This is a genomic window from Pseudomonas sp. 09C 129, from assembly GCF_002843625.1.
Taxonomy (GTDB): Bacteria; Pseudomonadota; Gammaproteobacteria; order Pseudomonadales; family Pseudomonadaceae; genus Aquipseudomonas; species Aquipseudomonas chlororaphis.
On sequence record NZ_CP025261.1, the window covers coordinates 6,642,005 to 6,657,432 of the forward strand.

Here is a 15,428-nt window from a genome sequence, read left to right on the forward strand (position 1 = left end):
AGCCGTTCATTATTCGGGGTACTTCCAATGTCGCTGCCCGCTCTGCTCGAACAACGCTTGCGCTTGCCTGTCGTGGCGGCGCCGATGTTCCTGATTTCCAACCCACAACTGGTTCTGGCGTGCTGCCGCAACGGTGTGGTCGGCAGCTTCCCTGCCCTCAACCAGCGTGAAAGCAGTGGCTTCAAGGCCTGGCTGGAAGAAATCGAAGCTGGCCTTGCGACCCTGGAAAACCCTGCGCCCTATGCCGTCAATTTGATCGTGCATCACAGCAATCCACGCTTGAATGCCGACCTGGCGATCTGCATCGAACACAAGGTGCCTATCGTCATCACCAGCCTGGGGGCGGTGAAGGAACTGGTCGATGCAGTGCATGCCTATGGAGGCCTGGTCTTCCATGACGTCACCACCCGGCGCCACGCGGAAAAAGCCGCCGAGGCCGGGGTCGACGGCCTGATCGCCGTAGCCGCCGGCGCCGGTGGCCACGCCGGGACCTGGAGCCCGTTCTCCCTGATCGCCGAAATCCGCCAGTTCTTCGACAAGACGCTGCTGCTGGCTGGCTGCCTGAACCACGGCCACGAGATCCTCGCCGCACAGTTGCTCGGCGCCGACCTCGCCTACTTCGGCACGCGTTTTATCGGCACCACGGAAAGCCATGCACCGGAGGCCTACAAGGAGATGCTGCTGAGCGCCAAGGCCGCCGACATTGTGCACACCGCGGCAGTCTCCGGGGTTCCGGCAAGCTTCATGCGCCAGAGCCTGGAAAACGCAGGCTTCGACCTTGCCGCCCTGCAGGGCAAAGGCGAAGTCAACTTCGGCTCGAAACTCAAGCCGCTCAGCGACGAAGCCAAAGCCTGGAAAACCGTGTGGTCCGCCGGACAAGGCGTCGGTGAAATCGATGACTTACCGAGCGTCGATCAACTGGTCGCCCGTCTGGACGCCGAATACCGTGCCGCGCAGGAACTGGCCGCCCGGCTACCGCAACGCTGGCCGCGCTGAATCGCTGATGTTTTTTGGCCAGCAACGGACGGCTGGCCTTAAACTATCGCCCTGCGAAAGCCCTCTCTATATAGCCGACAAGGACGCCCTGCATGAGCCAAGACCGTTTCAAGATCGTATTTGACGGGGCTCTGCTTCCGGGTGTCGACATCGAACATGCCAAGCAGAAAATCGCCAAGCTGTTCAAAAGCGATATCGCCGCGATCGAGCCTCTGTTCAAGGGACAAAACATCACCCTCAAGCGCGACCTCTCCCAACAGGACGCGGACATTTATCTCGCCGCGCTGAACCAGGCCGGGATCGCCCCACGCATCGAACCGGATCTTGCCCCAGGCGCCAGCCAACCTGCACCTCAGCCTGCTCCCCCAGCACCAGCCCCCGCCCCTTCGCCTTCTGTAGCCTCACCCCAGGCAGAACCCAGCATGACGAATGACTGGCAACGCCCGGCCCCTACGCCGACGCCAGACCCCATGGCCGGCGCGGGTACTTCGCCCTACACCCCGCCTCAAGCCACAGTGGGCGACCCCCTTCCCGAGTTCGGCGAGCTGAAGTTCTACACCGTCGAAGGACGCATCGGCCGCCTGCGCTATCTCGCCTGGACCCTGGTGCTGATCCTGCTGACTACCCTGGCCGGCGGCTTCCTGACCGCGGCTCTGGTCGGCAACAGCCTGCAAGTGACGGGAATGATCTTCCTCGGCGTCGTAGCGCTGGCCTTCGCCTATCTGAACATCACCATTTCCGTTCAGCGCCTGCATGACCTGGGCTGGTCGGGTTGGCTCTGGCTGCTGAATTTGCTGCCTTTTGTGTACGCAGTGTTTCCGCTGCTACTGGCGATCCTGCCGGGCAACACCGGCGCCAATCGTTACGGCGCGCCGCCTCCGCCAAACAGCGGAGTGGTCAAGGGACTTGCCGCGCTGTGGATAATCGTTTTGCTGCTGTCCTTCATCGGTGGTCTCAGCTCGGTCTAGGGCGCCGAGAACAGGAGCAGTGAAAGCAGCAAGCCCGCCCCGGCCACCTGTAGACTATCGGATTGAATTAACGCGCCGCTGCCTGGGACTTTTCCCCACAGGCAACCGGCCGTTGCAATGGAGAACCGCATGACCCGTTACGCTCTGATCACCGGCGCCTCCAGCGGCATAGGCCTGGCCCTGGCCGAAGCGCTGGCCCGGCGCGGCCGCAGTCTGATCCTGGTGGCCCGTCAGCGTGATCAGCTGGAAAGCATCGCCATCGAGTTGACCCAACGCTTTGGTGTGGAGGTGCTGTTCCGAGCCTGCGACCTGTCCGAGCCTTTGCGGCTTTCGGGTTTCCTGCTGGAGCTGGAGGAAGGCGACCGGCAGATCGATCTATTGGTGAACTGCGCCGGCATCGGCACCTGCGGCCCCTTCCTCGCCCAGGACTGGATGACCGAGCAGGACCTGATCGAAGTGAATATTCTGGCCCTTACCCGGCTGTGCCATGCCCTGGGCAACAGCATGGCCTTGCAGGGCGGCGGGCAGATTCTCAACGTCGCCTCGATCGCCGGCTTCTATCCCGGCCCCTGGATGAGCACCTACTACGCCAGCAAGGCCTATGTACTGCACTTCTCCGAAGGCCTGCGCGAAGAGCTGAAAAACAATGCAGTAAAGGTTTCCGTGCTCTGCCCCGGCCCGACCCGTACCGGTTTCTTTGATACCGCCCAGCTGAACACCAGCAAGCTTAACGACAGCAAACTGCTGATGAGCCCGGAGGAAGTCGCGCTGTACACCGTGCGCGCCCTGGACAAGAATCGCGCCATTATCATCCCCGGCCGCCGCAACCGCTGGTTTGCGTTCAGCCCGCGCCTGGGTTCGCGCTGGCTGACCCGCAAGATTTCCGGCGCCGTCAACAAAGCCTATTGCCCGCGCTGACCTGGCAACCATCTAAGGCTGGGCGCACTCGGCTTGCCTGAGTACACTCAGCCCGGACCAACACAACGGAGAAACAGCTGTGGATACTCTGTTCACCAAGATCATCAACCGGGAAATACCGGCGAAGATCATCTATGAGGACGACCAGGTTCTGGCCTTCCACGATATCGCCCCACAGGCCCCCGTGCATTTCCTGGTAGTTCCGAAAAAGCCGGTACGCACCCTCAATGACCTGACCGAAGACGACAAGCTGCTGGCCGGACATATCCTGTTCACCGCCCAGCGTCTGGCCAGGGAGCTGGGCTGCGAAGAAGGCTTCCGGGTCGTCATGAACTGCAATGAGCTCGGCGGCCAGACCGTGTATCACATTCACATGCACGTTCTGGGTCAGCGCCAGATGCACTGGCCGCCAGGCTGATCCCCATCCAGAATGCGCGACAGCACACTTCTCGCCCGCTTTTGCCGAGAGTGTGCTGATCCAGCGCAGGCCTCAGCCCATCGATTGGGGTAAACTGGCCGCCGTGATTCTTCCCGGAGGTAAGCATGACTACCCAACGTCACTACTCGCCGATTGACCGTCTACTGCTGCAGGCAGATGCGGCAATGCGTACCTTGCTGCCCTTCAGCGGCCAGCCTTATCGCCCTTCCCCTGCCATCGTGCAGCCGGACGTGCAGATGAGCGAAGAGGACACCAAGCATGTCGCCGGCCTGATGCGCATCAACCATACCGGCGAAGTCTGCGCCCAGGCGCTGTACCAGGGCCAGGCACTGACCGCCAAGCTGCCGCAAGTGCGCGCAGCCATGGAGCATGCCGCGGAAGAAGAAATCGATCACCTGGTCTGGTGCGAGCAACGCATTCACCAACTGGGTAGCCACACCAGCGTGCTCAACCCACTGTTTTATGGCATGTCGTTCGGCATCGGCGCAGTGGCCGGGCTGATCAGCGACAAGGTCAGCCTGGGTTTCGTGGCCGCCACTGAAGATCAGGTGTGCAAACACCTCAACGAACACCTTGAGCAATTGCCGGCCGAGGACGAAAAATCCCGGGCGATTCTCGAGCAGATGCGCATCGACGAAGAACAACACGCCGAAAGCGCCCTGGACGCGGGCGGATTCCGCTTCCCGGCGCCGGTAAAATTCGGCATGAGCCTACTGGCCAAGGTCATGACCAAAAGCACTTACCGGATCTGAGCGATACAAATCGCAGGCAAAAAAAGGGCGCTTTTTCAGCGCCCTTTCTTTTGCCGCGAATTCAGAAGGGTTGAATGGCGACTCAACCGAGCTCGACGATTTCGTAATCGTGAGTGATGGCAACCCCGGCCGTACCGAGCATGATCGATGCCGAGCAGTATTTTTCCGCCGACAGCTCGATGGCGCGCTTGACCTGGGCTTCTTTCAACCCGCGGCCCTTGACCACGAAGTGCATGTGGATCTTGGTGAAGACCTTGGGATCCTCTGTCGCACGCTCGGCGTCGAGGAAGGCTTCGCAACTTTCGACAGCCTGGCGGGATTTCTTCAGGATGCTGACCACGTCGAAGTTGCTGCAACCGCCTACGCCGAGCAGGAGCATTTCCATCGGGCGCACGCCCAGGTTACGACCACCGGCTTCCGGCGGGCCATCCATTACCACCACATGACCGCTGCCCGATTCCCCGAGGAACATGGCTTCGCCAGCCCATTGGATGCGTGCCTTCATCGCCAAGACTCCACTGTTAAAAAAGGGTCGCCAGCTTAGCACAGGGGCCCGGGATGGCAGCGCTTTGCCTGTTCCGGTGCCACACTCAGTTCTGATAGGAAAATTCTTAATTACCCAAAGGAAGCGTCTGTTAAGCTGGCGCCAAATCACTGGCGCATTGCCAGCTATTGGCGATCCAGCTTGACCGCCCCATAAAAAAACCAAATCACACCGTGCTGTCTTTTCGGGATACAACCATGGTTGCTCTTGCCCCTACACCCAAGATCAAGAACCTCGACAAGCTGTTGATGCACTGCCAGCGCCGCCGTTATCAGGCCAAGAGCAACATCATCTGCGCCGGCGACCAGTCGGACACGCTGTTCTTCATCGTCAAAGGCTCGGTCACCATCCTGATCGAAGATGACGACGGTCGGGAAATGATCATCGCCTACCTCAATGCCGGGGATTTTTTCGGCGAGCTGGGCCTGTTCGAACAAGCCGGGCATGAGCAGCAACGCAGCGCCTGGGTACGGGCCAAGGTCGAATGTGAAGTCGCGGAGATCAGCTATGCAAAATTCCGTGAGCTGTCTCAACAGGACCCGGACATTCTGTACGTGCTCAGCGGCCAGATCGCCCAACGCCTGCGCAACACTACCCGCAAGGTCGGCGACCTGGCGTTCTTCGATGTCACCGGGCGAGTGGCCCGCTGCCTGCTCGAACTGTGCAAGCAGCCAGATGCCATGACCCATCCGGACGGCATGCAGATCAAGGTGACTCGCCAGGAAATCGGGCGGATCGTCGGCTGCTCAAGGGAGATGGTCGGCCGGGTGCTCAAGGACCTCGAAGAACGCAACCTGGTCCATGTCAAAGGCAAGACCATGGTGGTGTTCGGCACCCGTTAGAGCGGCAGGAACTGCGCCAGCATCTGCCGGTACAAGGTATCCAGGCGCTCGATGACATTCGGCGCTGTAAATGCCTCATGCAAGGCGATATGGCTCTCGGCGTGGCAACGCTGCTCCAGGCCACAGGCCTGATTGAAACGATTGACCGCCGCCACCATGGTTTCCCGCTCGTCATCCAGCAACAGCGCGCCATGCACCAATCCAACCGGACGCGTCCCACCCTTGCTCTGGCGCCAACGCTGGGCGGTGCCGACCATCTTGCGCCCGTTGAGATTGACGTTGAACCGGCCATCGCAGAAAGCGCCCTCGACTTCACCCAGGGAGGGCTCGCCTCCCAGCTCGGAAAGCAGGTCGCAGATCGGCTGGCACAAACGGCGATAGCCGGTTTCGATCCGATTCTGATCACCCTCGCTGCGAGGCGGCGCATAAACCAGCGCGATATTGACCGTCGCTGCCGATTGCGGCACCGGCTCCCCGCCGGTTTCTCGCAGCAACACCGGCCAGCCACTGGCGGCCAGCGCGTCGCAGGCCTGCTCGAACCCCGGCAAACGGCTCAAGCGTCGCGGCATCACCAGTGCTCTGTCGCTCGGTTGCCAGAACAACAGGCCGTACTCCTGGTCACCGCTGCATACCTGGGCGAGCAGATCCTGTTCGGCCTGCAGGCCGGCTTCGACGGTCAGGGAAAGGGGCTGGGTCATGGCAGTAAAGGTCCTTTGCGATAGGTATAAAAAAGCCGGCAGCGCCGGCTTCTTCATCAACTCAGGTTCAGTCCAGGGTCGAACCGCTCACCGGCACGCCACGTTCCGGGAAGAACAGGCGTTGCAGTTCCAGGCCTGGGCTCTCGGCCCGCATAAAGGCCTCGCCCACCAGGAAGGAGTAGACGTCGCTGATTTCCATCAACTCGACATCGGCCCGGTTGAGGATGCCGCTCTCGGTGATCACCAGACGATCGCGCGGAATCTGCGGCAACAGATCGAGGGTGGTCTCCAGATTGACCTCGAAGGTGTGCAGGTTACGGTTGTTGATGCCCACCAGCGGCGTGTCGAGGGTTTTCAGGGCACGCTCCAGCTCGTTGCCATCATGCACTTCGACCAGCACATCGAGACCCACGCCTTTGGCCACGGCGGCCAGTTCGGCCATCCTGGCATCATCCAGCGCAGCCACGATCAACAGCACGCAGTCGGCCCCCAAGGCGCGGGCTTCGACGATCTGGTACGGATCGATCATGAAGTCCTTGCGAATCACCGGCAGCGAACAGGCGGCACGCGCCTGTTGCAGATAGGCGTCGGCGCCCTGGAAGTAATCGATATCAGTGAGTACCGACAGGCAGGTCGCGCCGCCCTTCTCATAGCTCTTGGCGATCTCTGCCGGCACGAAATGCTCACGGATCACGCCTTTGCTCGGCGAGGCTTTCTTGATTTCGGCGATCACCGCCGGCTGCTTGAGCCTGGCCTGGTCGAGCAGCGCCTTGGCAAAGCCGCGCGGCGCATCCGCGGCACGGGCCAGGCCTTCGAGTTCGGCCAGGCTTACTCGTGCGCTACGCTCAGCCACTTCCTCGACCTTGCGGGCGAGGATTTTTTCCAGAACCGTCGGCACACTCATCCTTCATTCTCCTGCTTGAATACCGCGGTAAAGGCGCCCAACTCCTCAAGCTTCTCGCGAGCCAGCCCAGTGTGCAAAGCATCATGGGCCAGGGCCACACCCTCTTTCAGGCTGCTGGCATGGTCCGCGGCATAGAGCGCGGCACCGGCATTGAGCACGATCATTTCCGCTGCCTTCTGCCCATGCTCGGTCTTGCGCCGCCCCAAGGCATCGCGAATCAGCTCGAGCGATGCCGCCGGGCTTTCGACCACCAGGCCGAACAGGCTCTGGCTCTTCATGCCGAGGTCTTCGGGCTGCACCCAATACTCAGTGATCTGGTCGTCCTTCAGCTCAGCAACGAAGGTCGGCGCGGCGAGGCTGAATTCATCCAGGCCATCCTGAGAGTGCACAACCAGCACATGCTTGCTGCCCAGGCGTTGCAAAACCTCGGCCAACGGCCGGCACAACGCCTGAGTGAACACACCCACCACCTGATGTTTCACGCCGGCCGGATTCGTAAGCGGGCCAAGCATGTTGAACAGGGTGCGCAGGCCGAGATCGCGACGCGGGCCAGCGGCGTACTTCATGGCACCGTGATGGGACTGGGCGAACATGAAACCGATACCGACGTTGTCGATACAGCGGGCGACCTGTACCGGCGTCAGGTTCAGGTAGATACCGGCGGATTCGAGCAGGTCGGCACTGCCGCTTTTCCCGGACACCGCGCGGTTGCCGTGCTTGGCCACCGTGCAACCGGCTGCGGCGACTACAAAGGAAGAAGCTGTGGACACGTTGAAGATGTTCGCACCATCACCGCCGGTGCCGACCACATCGACCACACCGTCGAGGGTTTTCAGCTCGACCTTGTCCGCCAGCTCGCGCATGACCGAAACAGCGCCAACGATTTCGTCGATGCTTTCGCTTTTCATACGCATGGCCATCATGAAGGCGCCAATCTGTGCATCGGTGCACTGGCCGGTCATGATTTCACGCATGACCTGGCGCATTTCATCGGTGCTCAGATCGAGGTGGCCGACGATACGGCTCAGGGCAGTCTTGATATCCATGGAAAGTCCTTAGCGCGTGCCGCCGCTCTGTTTGAGGAAGTTGGCGAACAGCTCGTGGCCCTGCTCGGTGAGAATAGACTCGGGGTGAAACTGCACACCCTCGATGTTCAGCGTCTTGTGGCGCAGCCCCATGATCTCGTCGACGGAACCGTCTTCCAGTTGGGTCCAGGCGGTCAGTTCGAGGCAATCCGGCAACGTATCGTGCTTGACCACCAGGGAATGGTAACGGGTCACGGTCAACGGATGGTTCAGACCGGCGAATACGCCCTTGTCCTGGTGAAATACCGGGCTAGTCTTACCGTGCATCACCTGCCGCGCGCGCACCACATCGCCGCCAAAGGCCTGGCCAATGGACTGGTGGCCCAGACAGACACCCAGGATCGGCAGTTTGCCGGCGAAATGCTTGATCGCTTCGATGGACACACCGGCTTCGGTCGGCGTGCAAGGACCGGGCGACACGACGATCCGCTCAGGGTTGAGCGCTTCGATTTCAGCCACGGTCAGTTCGTCGTTGCGCACCACCTTGACCTCGGCACCCAGCTCGCCAAGGTATTGCACAACGTTATAGGTAAAGGAGTCGTAGTTATCGATCATCAGCAACATGGGGATTACAACCTCTTGAATTCACTGACTTTTAATACAGCCTTCAGTGGATTGCCCGCTGGCAGGCCCGCCGGAGGTTGCAATCACTCAACCAGCACAAGCGGAGTCGAACAGGGGTAAAGAAGGCAAAACGGTACAGGTCCGGCCGGGCCGGCAGAGAAAAGTTAGGCGCGCCAACGCCAACGGGCGTGTGCCTTAACAACTCGCATCAAGAGTTTGCTGACGATCAACACGGGGAAGGTCTCATTCATACGTTCAGGCACAGTAACTTAGCTGAGCAGAGGGTGCAATATGGCGGGGCCCGAGCCCGGATAAACAAGCGATATGGCTTATCGCCATAGCTGAAACGCAAAAGTTTTTGGTACTGTCGTTTCGTTCTCTACAACAATAAATAAAACGGACTTGCTCATGATCAGAAAGACGTTGTTCGCACCACTCACCAGCAGTCTTTTGTCTTTGGCCTGCGCTCAAGCGATCGCAGCCCCCGTCCCCTATTCCAGCTTTATCGTGTTCGGCGACAGCCTCAGCGATGCCGGGCAGTTCGTCGATCCCGGCGGCCCCGCGGGAGCCACCCAACGTTTCACCAACCGCACAGGCCCGGTCTATCTGGATGGCAGCGGGGAAGTTCGTTCCGCCAACTCGACGCAATTGCTCGGTGCCAAGCTGGGCTTCTCCGACGACCAGCTCGCCGCCTCGACCTCATCCACCCGCGCCAGCGAAGGCCTGCCTGACGGCAATAACTGGGCGGTCGGCGGTCATCGCACCGACCAGATTCTCAATTCGATTACCACCACCTCGGCCACCGGCGACCGTAGCCGTCCCGGCTATCTGCCGACCAACAATTTCCGCGCCGATCCAAACGCCTTGTATTACCTGACGGGCGGCGGCAATGACTTCCTCCAAGGCTACATCACCAGTTTCAACCAGGCCAACGCCGCGGCCGGTCGTCTGGTCGACAGCCTGCAAGCCCTGCAACAGGCCGGCGCCCGCTACATCATGGTCTGGCTGCTGCCGGATATCGGCCTGACCCCGAAGATCAACGGCGGCCCACTGCAGGAATTCACTTCCCAGCTCAGCGCCCAATTCAACACCGAGCTGGTCCGGCAGCTGCAGACGGTCGATGCGCAAGTCATTCCTCTCAATATTCCCGCGCTCTTGAAAGAAAGCTTCGCCAACCCGGCACAGTTTGGCCTGGCCACCGACCAGAACCTCACCGCCACCTGTTTCAGCGGCGATGGCTGCACGGAAAACGCCCGTTATGGCATCCACAGCGCCACGCCGGACCCGAGCAAGCTGATCTACAACGACGGGGTCCACCCCACCGAAGCCGGCCAGCGGCTGATCGCCGATTACGCTTACTCCCTGCTGGCGGCACCCTGGGAAATAACCCTGCTCCCGGAAATGGCCCAGGGCACCCTGCGCGCGCATCAGGATGAGCTGCGCAACCAGTGGCAGGCCGACTGGGAAAACTGGCAGGGCGTGGGTCAATGGCGGGCGATTGTCGCCGCGGGCGGCCAGCACCAGGACTTCGACAGCCAGCGCAGCGGCGCCAGCGCCGACGGCAACGGCCTCAACCTGAACATCGGCGGCAGCTACCGGCTCGACGAGGCCTGGCGAGTCGGCGTGCTGGCCGGCGCCTATCGGCAGAAGCTCGAAGCGGGCAGCAACGACTCGGACTACAAACTCAACACCTACCTGGGCACCGCCTTCGTCCAGTACCAGCAAAACCGCTGGTGGGCCGACGCGGCAGCCACCGCCGGGCACCTGGACTACGACAACCTCAAGCGCAAATTCGACCTGGGGCCCAACGAGCGCGGGGAAAAAGGCGACACCAGCGGCGATGTCCTGGCCTTCAGCGCTCGCCTGGGCTACGACATCGCGCAGCAGGCCAGCAGCCCGTGGCACCTGTCGCCGTTCATCAGCGCCGACTATGCGCGGGTCAAGGTCGACGGCTACTCCGAGGACGGCAACGACTCCACCGCGCTGACCTTCGATGACCAGAAACGCACGTCGCGGCGCCTGGGCATCGGCCTGCAGGGTAAGTACCAGATCACCCGGCAAACCCAGGTGTTCGGCGAAATCGCCCACGAAAAGGAATACGAGGACGATACCCAGAAGCTGACCATGGCCCTCAACAGCCTGCCGGATAACCGCTACACCCTCGAAGGCTATACCCCGCAGACCAACCTCAACCGCCTGAACCTCGGAGTCAGCCACAAGCTCACCCAGGACCTGGCCTTGCGCGCCAGCTACAACATCCGCAAGGACGATGACTTCACCCAGCAAGGCATCAACGTCGGGGTCAGCCTCGACTTCTAGTAGAGAGCAGGCAATAAAAAACGCTGCCCCCCGTGAGGAGGCAGCGTTTTTTATGGCTCGTTGTCCGACTCAGCTATCGGGCGCCTGCTCAGCCAAGGCCACCGCGCGGAACATCGCGCGACGCTTGTTCAGGGTTTCTTCCCATTCCAGCGCAGGCACCGAGTCGGCGACGATACCGCCACCGGCCTGCACATGCAGCTCGCCGTCCTTGATCACCGCCGTACGAATGGCGATGGCGGTGTCCATGTTGCCGTTCCAGGCGAAATACCCCACCGCCCCGCCATACACACCACGCTTGACCGGCTCCAGCTCGTCGATGATTTCCATCGCGCGGATCTTCGGCGCGCCGGACAAGGTGCCCGCTGGCAGAATCGCCCGCAGCGCGTCCATCGCGGTCAGTCCGGCCTTCAACTGGCCAGTGACGTTGGAAACGATGTGCATCACGTTGGAATAACGCTCGATCACCATCTTCTCGGTGAGCTTCACCGAACCGATCTCGGAAACCCGCCCGGTGTCGTTGCGCCCCAGGTCGATCAGCATCAGGTGTTCGGCGATTTCCTTGTCATCGCACAACAGGTCCTTCTCCAGTGCCAGATCCGCCTCTTCGCTGGCGCCGCGTGGACGGGTGCCGGCGATCGGGCGAACGGTGATCAGGTTGTCTTCGACCCGCACCAGCACTTCCGGCGAACTGCCGACCACATGGAAGTCGCCGAAGTTGAAGAAGTACATGTAAGGCGTCGGATTGAAGCAACGCAGGGCGCGATACAAGTCGATCGGCGCCGCCTTGAAATCGATGGACATGCGCTGCGACGGCACCACCTGCATGCAGTCGCCCGCCAGGATGTACTCCTTGATGGTATCGACGGCGCGCTCGTAGTCACCCTGGGTGAAACTGGAGCGGAACACCGGGTCGGCCGCCTGCTGCTTGCTGAAGTCCAGGCCAGGACGCGGGGTGATGGGCTGGCGCAGCTTCTCCAGCAACGCTTGCAGGCGTGCCTGGCCTTGCTCGAAGGCATCGTCCCGGGACGGGTCAGCGAGGACGATGGCGTGCATCTTGCCGGCGAGGTTATCGAACACCACCACGGCGTCGGAGACCATCAGCAGGATATCCGGCACACCGATCGGATCCGGGTTCGGACATTTGCCCAGGCGCTTCTCCACATAACGCACACAGTCGTAACCGAAGTAGCCGACCAGGCCACCATTGAAGCGCGGCAGGCCCACGATGGTCGGCACCTGGTAGCGCGCCTTGAACTCTTCGACGAACGCCAGCGGATCGGCCACGTCATGGCTTTCGGTCTCGACGCCATCGACGGTAATGCTGACGTGATGGTCATGCACCCGCAGCACGGTGCGGCAGGGCAAGCCGATGATCGAATAACGGCCCCACTTCTCGCCGCCCTGCACCGACTCCAGCAGGTAGGAGTTGGGCTGGTCGGCCAGTTTCAGGTAGATCGACAGCGGCGTGTCGAAGTCGGCCAGGGTTTCGCAGGCAAGCGGGATGCGGTTGTAGCCGGCAGCGGCCAAACGCAGGAATTCTTCGCGGATCATGAGGTGCCTCGTGGCTTGAGGTTCTGACAGTCAGGTATGCAAACGCGCCGGAAGACCGGCCAGGAACAAGTCAGGCGCGCCAACGCCAGCGGGCCAGGGCCTTGATGACTTTCATCCAGAGTTTGCGAGTGACCACCACGATGGCGTTTCCAGGAGGGGATTGAACAGCGTCGGGCAACGTTATCTCAGCGGCCGGATCCAGGCAACCGGGAATTAGCTGGCGCAGATCGTCGATCACCAGGGCCGGCATTTCCTCGGCAATCGGCCGTCCGTGGTTGTAGCCATAGCTCAATGCCACGCACTTCACACCCGCGGCTTTCGCCGCCTGCACGTCGCTGCGCGAGTCACCGACGAACAACGATTGCGAGGCCGGGATACTGGCCATTTTCATGACGAAGAACAGCGCTGCCGGGTCGGGTTTCTTCTGCGGCAGGGTATCGCCACCGATGATCCAGCGGAAATAACGGCCGATCTTCATCTGATCCAGCAAGGGCGCGACGAAACGCTCCGGCTTGTTGGTGATCAGCGCCATTTCCACACCCTGCTTGTGCAGCCATTTGAGGGTGTCGCGCACGCCAGGGTAGACCACGGTCAGTTCGTGGCCATCCTCATAGGCATTGTTGAACAGCTCCAGCCCGCGCTCAGCCTCGACATCGTCGACACCCTGCGCCGTGATGTCGTTGGCCAGGGCCCGGCGCACCAGCATCTGCACGCCGTTGCCGACCCACTCGCGCACCGCCTCGATACCGGCGGGCGGGCGCCCCAGTTTGAGCAGCATGTCGTCCACGGCCGCCGCGAGGTCGGGAACCGAATCGACCAGGGTGCCATCCAGGTCGAACATCACCAGCCGCGGCAGACGCCCCGGGAACAGCTGCTCGAAACCGCTCATGGACGGGCCAGCGCCAGTTCGGCGCGCATCTTCTCGATCACGTCCCGGTAGTTCGGCGCATTGAAGATCGCCGAGCCCGCGACGAAGGTATCGGCACCCGCGGCAGCGATTTCACGAATGTTGTGCACATTCACCCCGCCGTCGATTTCCAGGCGGATATCGCGACCGGAAGCGTCGATCAGGGCACGGGCCTCACGCAGCTTGTCGAGGGTACCCGGAATGAACTTCTGGCCACCGAAACCCGGGTTGACGCTCATCAGCAGGACCATGTCGACCTTGTCCATGACGTACTTGAGCACGTCCAGCGGGGTGGCCGGGTTGAACACCAGGCCAGCCTTGCAGCCGCCTTCGCGAATCATCTGCAGGGAACGGTCGACGTGCAGCGTGGCTTCCGGGTGGAAGGTGATGTAAGTCGCACCGGCCTCGATGAAGTCGCCGATGATGCGATCCACCGGGCTCACCATCAGGTGGGCGTCGATCGGCGCGGTGATGCCGTACTTACGCAGGGCAGCGCAGACCATCGGACCGATGGTCAGGTTGGGTACGTAATGGTTGTCCATGACATCGAAGTGCACGATATCGGCGCCAGCGGCGAGAACATTGTCCACTTCCTCACCCAGGCGGGCGAAATCGGCGGAGAGGATCGACGGAGCAATTGCGAAGGGCTGCATGACGCACCTTTTTGAGCAGAATCACGGTGGCGCGCATTGTATACCTCATGCTTTGGCGCGCGCACCGTGACCGCGATGATCAGTAAGCCGCGCGATAGATCTTCTCTATATCGCCCGGGCTCAGTTTGCGCGGGTTGTTGCGCATCAGGCGCTCGATCCCCGCGGCCTCCACCGCCATGGACGGAATGGCCTCCTCCGGCACCCCGAAGCTGCGCAGCCCCGAGGGAATCTCCACCGCGGCGCAGAGCTGGGTCATGGCCTCGACCGCCTTGTCGGCAGCCTCGGCCGCGCTCAGATGAGCGGTCTTCACCCCCATGGCCTCGGCGATATCCTGCATGCGCTCGACACAGGCCATCTTGTTCCAGGTCATGACGTACGGCAGCAGCAAGGCATTGCTGACGCCATGGGCGATGTTGAAGCGCCCGCCCAACGGATAGGCCAGCGCATGCACCGCGCCGACCCCGGCGTTGCCGAAGGCCATGCCGGCCATCAGGCTGGCGGTGGCCATGTCTTCGCGGGCCTGCAGGTGGGCGGGATTGGCGTATGCCTTGGGCAGCGCCTGGGTGATCAGCTTGATGGCGCCAAGGGCCAGGGAGTCGGTGATGGGCGAGGCGTTGAGCGACAGATACGACTCGATGGCATGCACCAGGGCATCGACACCGCTGGCGGCAGTCACACTGCGCGGGCAGGTCAGGGTCATCTGCGGGCTGACCAGCGCCACATCCGGCAACAGGTAATCGCTGACAATGCCCTTTTTCAGCTGTGCGACCTTGTCCGAAAGAATTGCCACATTAGTCACCTCGGAGCCGGTGCCCGCCGTGGTGGGAATGGCAATCAGCGGCGGCCCCTTGCGCGGCACCTGCTCGATCCCGAACAGATCCTCCAGTGCCCCGTGATAACCGGCGTAGGCCGCGACGCTTTTGGCGATATCGATGGCGCTGCCGCCGCCCAGGCCGATCAGCCCGTCGTGCCCACCCTCGCAGTAAACCTGCATGCAGTCTTCGACGATGGCGATTTCCGGGTCGGGCAGCACCCGGTCGAAAATCTCGTAGTCCCGCCCCCCCAGTTGCGCCAGTGCCAGCTCCACGGTACCGGACTTGACCAGCGCGGCATCAGTGACAATCAGCGGGTTATCGACATCCAGGCGGCTCAGTTCGGTGGACAGTTGCTCGATCGCGGCAGAACCGGTGAGCAGTTTGTGGGCGATTTTGAAAGAGGAAAGACTCATGTGCGCGGCCTCTTATATAGGTGGGAGCTGGCACAAGAGTAGCTGGGGATTGAGGGTTGT

At 61.6% G+C, this 15,428-nt stretch carries 16 protein-coding genes; 7 read left to right on the forward strand and 9 right to left on the reverse strand.

Annotation, left to right across the window (positions count from 1 at the left end; all coding sequences use genetic code 11):
- The first annotated feature begins 27 nt into the window (after positions 1-27).
- The 5 genes from CXQ81_RS29785 (at position 28) to coq7 (ending at position 4,073) form a co-directional block, all read left to right on the forward strand.
- A complete protein-coding gene (locus tag CXQ81_RS29785; RefSeq protein ID WP_009051135.1) occupies positions 28-996 on the forward strand; it encodes a nitronate monooxygenase family protein in 969 nt (322 codons plus the stop codon).
- A 92-nt stretch (positions 997-1,088) separates the two neighbouring features.
- Positions 1,089-1,964 (forward strand): DUF805 domain-containing protein, encoded by an 876-nt coding sequence (locus tag CXQ81_RS29790; protein WP_101339264.1) that lies wholly within the window; start codon positions 1,089-1,091, stop codon positions 1,962-1,964.
- A gap of 129 nt (positions 1,965-2,093) precedes the next feature.
- Positions 2,094-2,882: an SDR family oxidoreductase gene (locus CXQ81_RS29795; protein ID WP_007930181.1), complete on the forward strand. Its 789-nt coding sequence runs from the start codon at positions 2,094-2,096 to the stop codon at positions 2,880-2,882.
- 79 nt (positions 2,883-2,961) lie between these two features.
- Entirely contained in the window at positions 2,962-3,300 is a 339-nt protein-coding gene (locus tag CXQ81_RS29800; RefSeq protein ID WP_007930180.1) for a histidine triad nucleotide-binding protein, read from the forward strand.
- 125 nt (positions 3,301-3,425) lie between these two features.
- On the forward strand, positions 3,426-4,073 hold the full coding sequence (gene coq7 / locus CXQ81_RS29805) for a 2-polyprenyl-3-methyl-6-methoxy-1,4-benzoquinone monooxygenase (RefSeq protein WP_007930179.1): 648 nt from the start codon (positions 3,426-3,428) through the stop codon (positions 4,071-4,073).
- Positions 4,074-4,155: 82 nt separating this feature from the next.
- Here the strand turns inward: coq7 and CXQ81_RS29810 are convergent, their stop codons facing one another.
- A complete protein-coding gene (locus tag CXQ81_RS29810) occupies positions 4,156-4,578 on the reverse strand; it encodes an OsmC family protein (RefSeq protein ID WP_007930176.1) in 423 nt (140 codons plus the stop codon).
- A gap of 236 nt (positions 4,579-4,814) precedes the next feature.
- Here CXQ81_RS29810 and crp point away from each other — a divergent pair, with 236 nt between their 5' ends.
- Positions 4,815-5,459, forward strand: a complete 645-nt coding sequence (gene crp, locus CXQ81_RS29815) for a cAMP-activated global transcriptional regulator CRP (protein WP_007930174.1) — start codon at positions 4,815-4,817, stop codon at positions 5,457-5,459.
- Here crp and CXQ81_RS29820 read toward each other — a convergent pair.
- The 4 genes from CXQ81_RS29820 to CXQ81_RS29835 all read right to left on the reverse strand — a co-directional run bounded on the left by CXQ81_RS29820 (position 5,456) and on the right by CXQ81_RS29835 (position 8,710).
- Positions 5,456-6,157, reverse strand: coding sequence for a lipoate--protein ligase family protein (locus tag CXQ81_RS29820; RefSeq protein WP_101339265.1), 702 nt, complete (start codon positions 6,155-6,157; stop codon positions 5,456-5,458). The two genes, crp and CXQ81_RS29820, sit on opposite strands and share 4 nt — an antisense overlap.
- A 67-nt stretch (positions 6,158-6,224) precedes the next feature.
- Positions 6,225-7,061, reverse strand: a complete 837-nt coding sequence (trpC, locus tag CXQ81_RS29825; protein WP_101339266.1) for an indole-3-glycerol phosphate synthase TrpC — start codon at positions 7,059-7,061, stop codon at positions 6,225-6,227.
- Positions 7,058-8,107, reverse strand: coding sequence for an anthranilate phosphoribosyltransferase (trpD, locus tag CXQ81_RS29830; protein WP_007930171.1), 1,050 nt, complete (start codon positions 8,105-8,107; stop codon positions 7,058-7,060). The genes trpC and trpD overlap by 4 nt, the downstream gene beginning before the upstream one ends.
- A gap of 9 nt (positions 8,108-8,116) precedes the next feature.
- Positions 8,117-8,710 carry an aminodeoxychorismate/anthranilate synthase component II gene (locus CXQ81_RS29835; protein ID WP_007930170.1) on the reverse strand — a complete coding sequence of 198 codons (594 nt, stop codon included), beginning with the start codon at positions 8,708-8,710 and terminating at the stop codon, positions 8,117-8,119.
- 408 nt (positions 8,711-9,118) lie between these two features.
- On the opposite strand from CXQ81_RS29835, the gene estP reads away from it, so the two are divergent.
- The gene (gene estP, locus CXQ81_RS29840; protein WP_101339267.1) at positions 9,119-11,029 is read left to right on the forward strand and encodes an esterase EstP; all 1,911 of its coding nucleotides are present in this window, start codon (positions 9,119-9,121) and stop codon (positions 11,027-11,029) included.
- Positions 11,030-11,098: 69 nt separating this feature from the next.
- On the opposite strand, the gene trpE is transcribed toward estP, so the two are convergent.
- The 4 genes from trpE to CXQ81_RS29860 form a co-directional block, all read right to left on the reverse strand.
- Positions 11,099-12,580, reverse strand: a complete 1,482-nt coding sequence (trpE, locus tag CXQ81_RS29845; protein WP_101339268.1) for an anthranilate synthase component I — start codon at positions 12,578-12,580, stop codon at positions 11,099-11,101.
- Positions 12,581-12,650: 70 nt separating this feature from the next.
- Positions 12,651-13,469, reverse strand: a complete 819-nt coding sequence (locus tag CXQ81_RS29850; RefSeq protein WP_101339269.1) for a phosphoglycolate phosphatase — start codon at positions 13,467-13,469, stop codon at positions 12,651-12,653.
- Complete coding sequence (gene rpe / locus CXQ81_RS29855) at positions 13,466-14,140, reverse strand: ribulose-phosphate 3-epimerase (RefSeq protein ID WP_007926156.1); 675 nt, start codon at positions 14,138-14,140, stop codon at positions 13,466-13,468. The genes CXQ81_RS29850 and rpe overlap by 4 nt, the downstream gene beginning before the upstream one ends.
- 79 nt (positions 14,141-14,219) lie before the next feature.
- Positions 14,220-15,368, reverse strand: a complete 1,149-nt coding sequence (locus tag CXQ81_RS29860) for an iron-containing alcohol dehydrogenase (protein WP_101339270.1) — start codon at positions 15,366-15,368, stop codon at positions 14,220-14,222.
- Between the last annotated feature and the right edge of the window lie 60 nt (positions 15,369-15,428).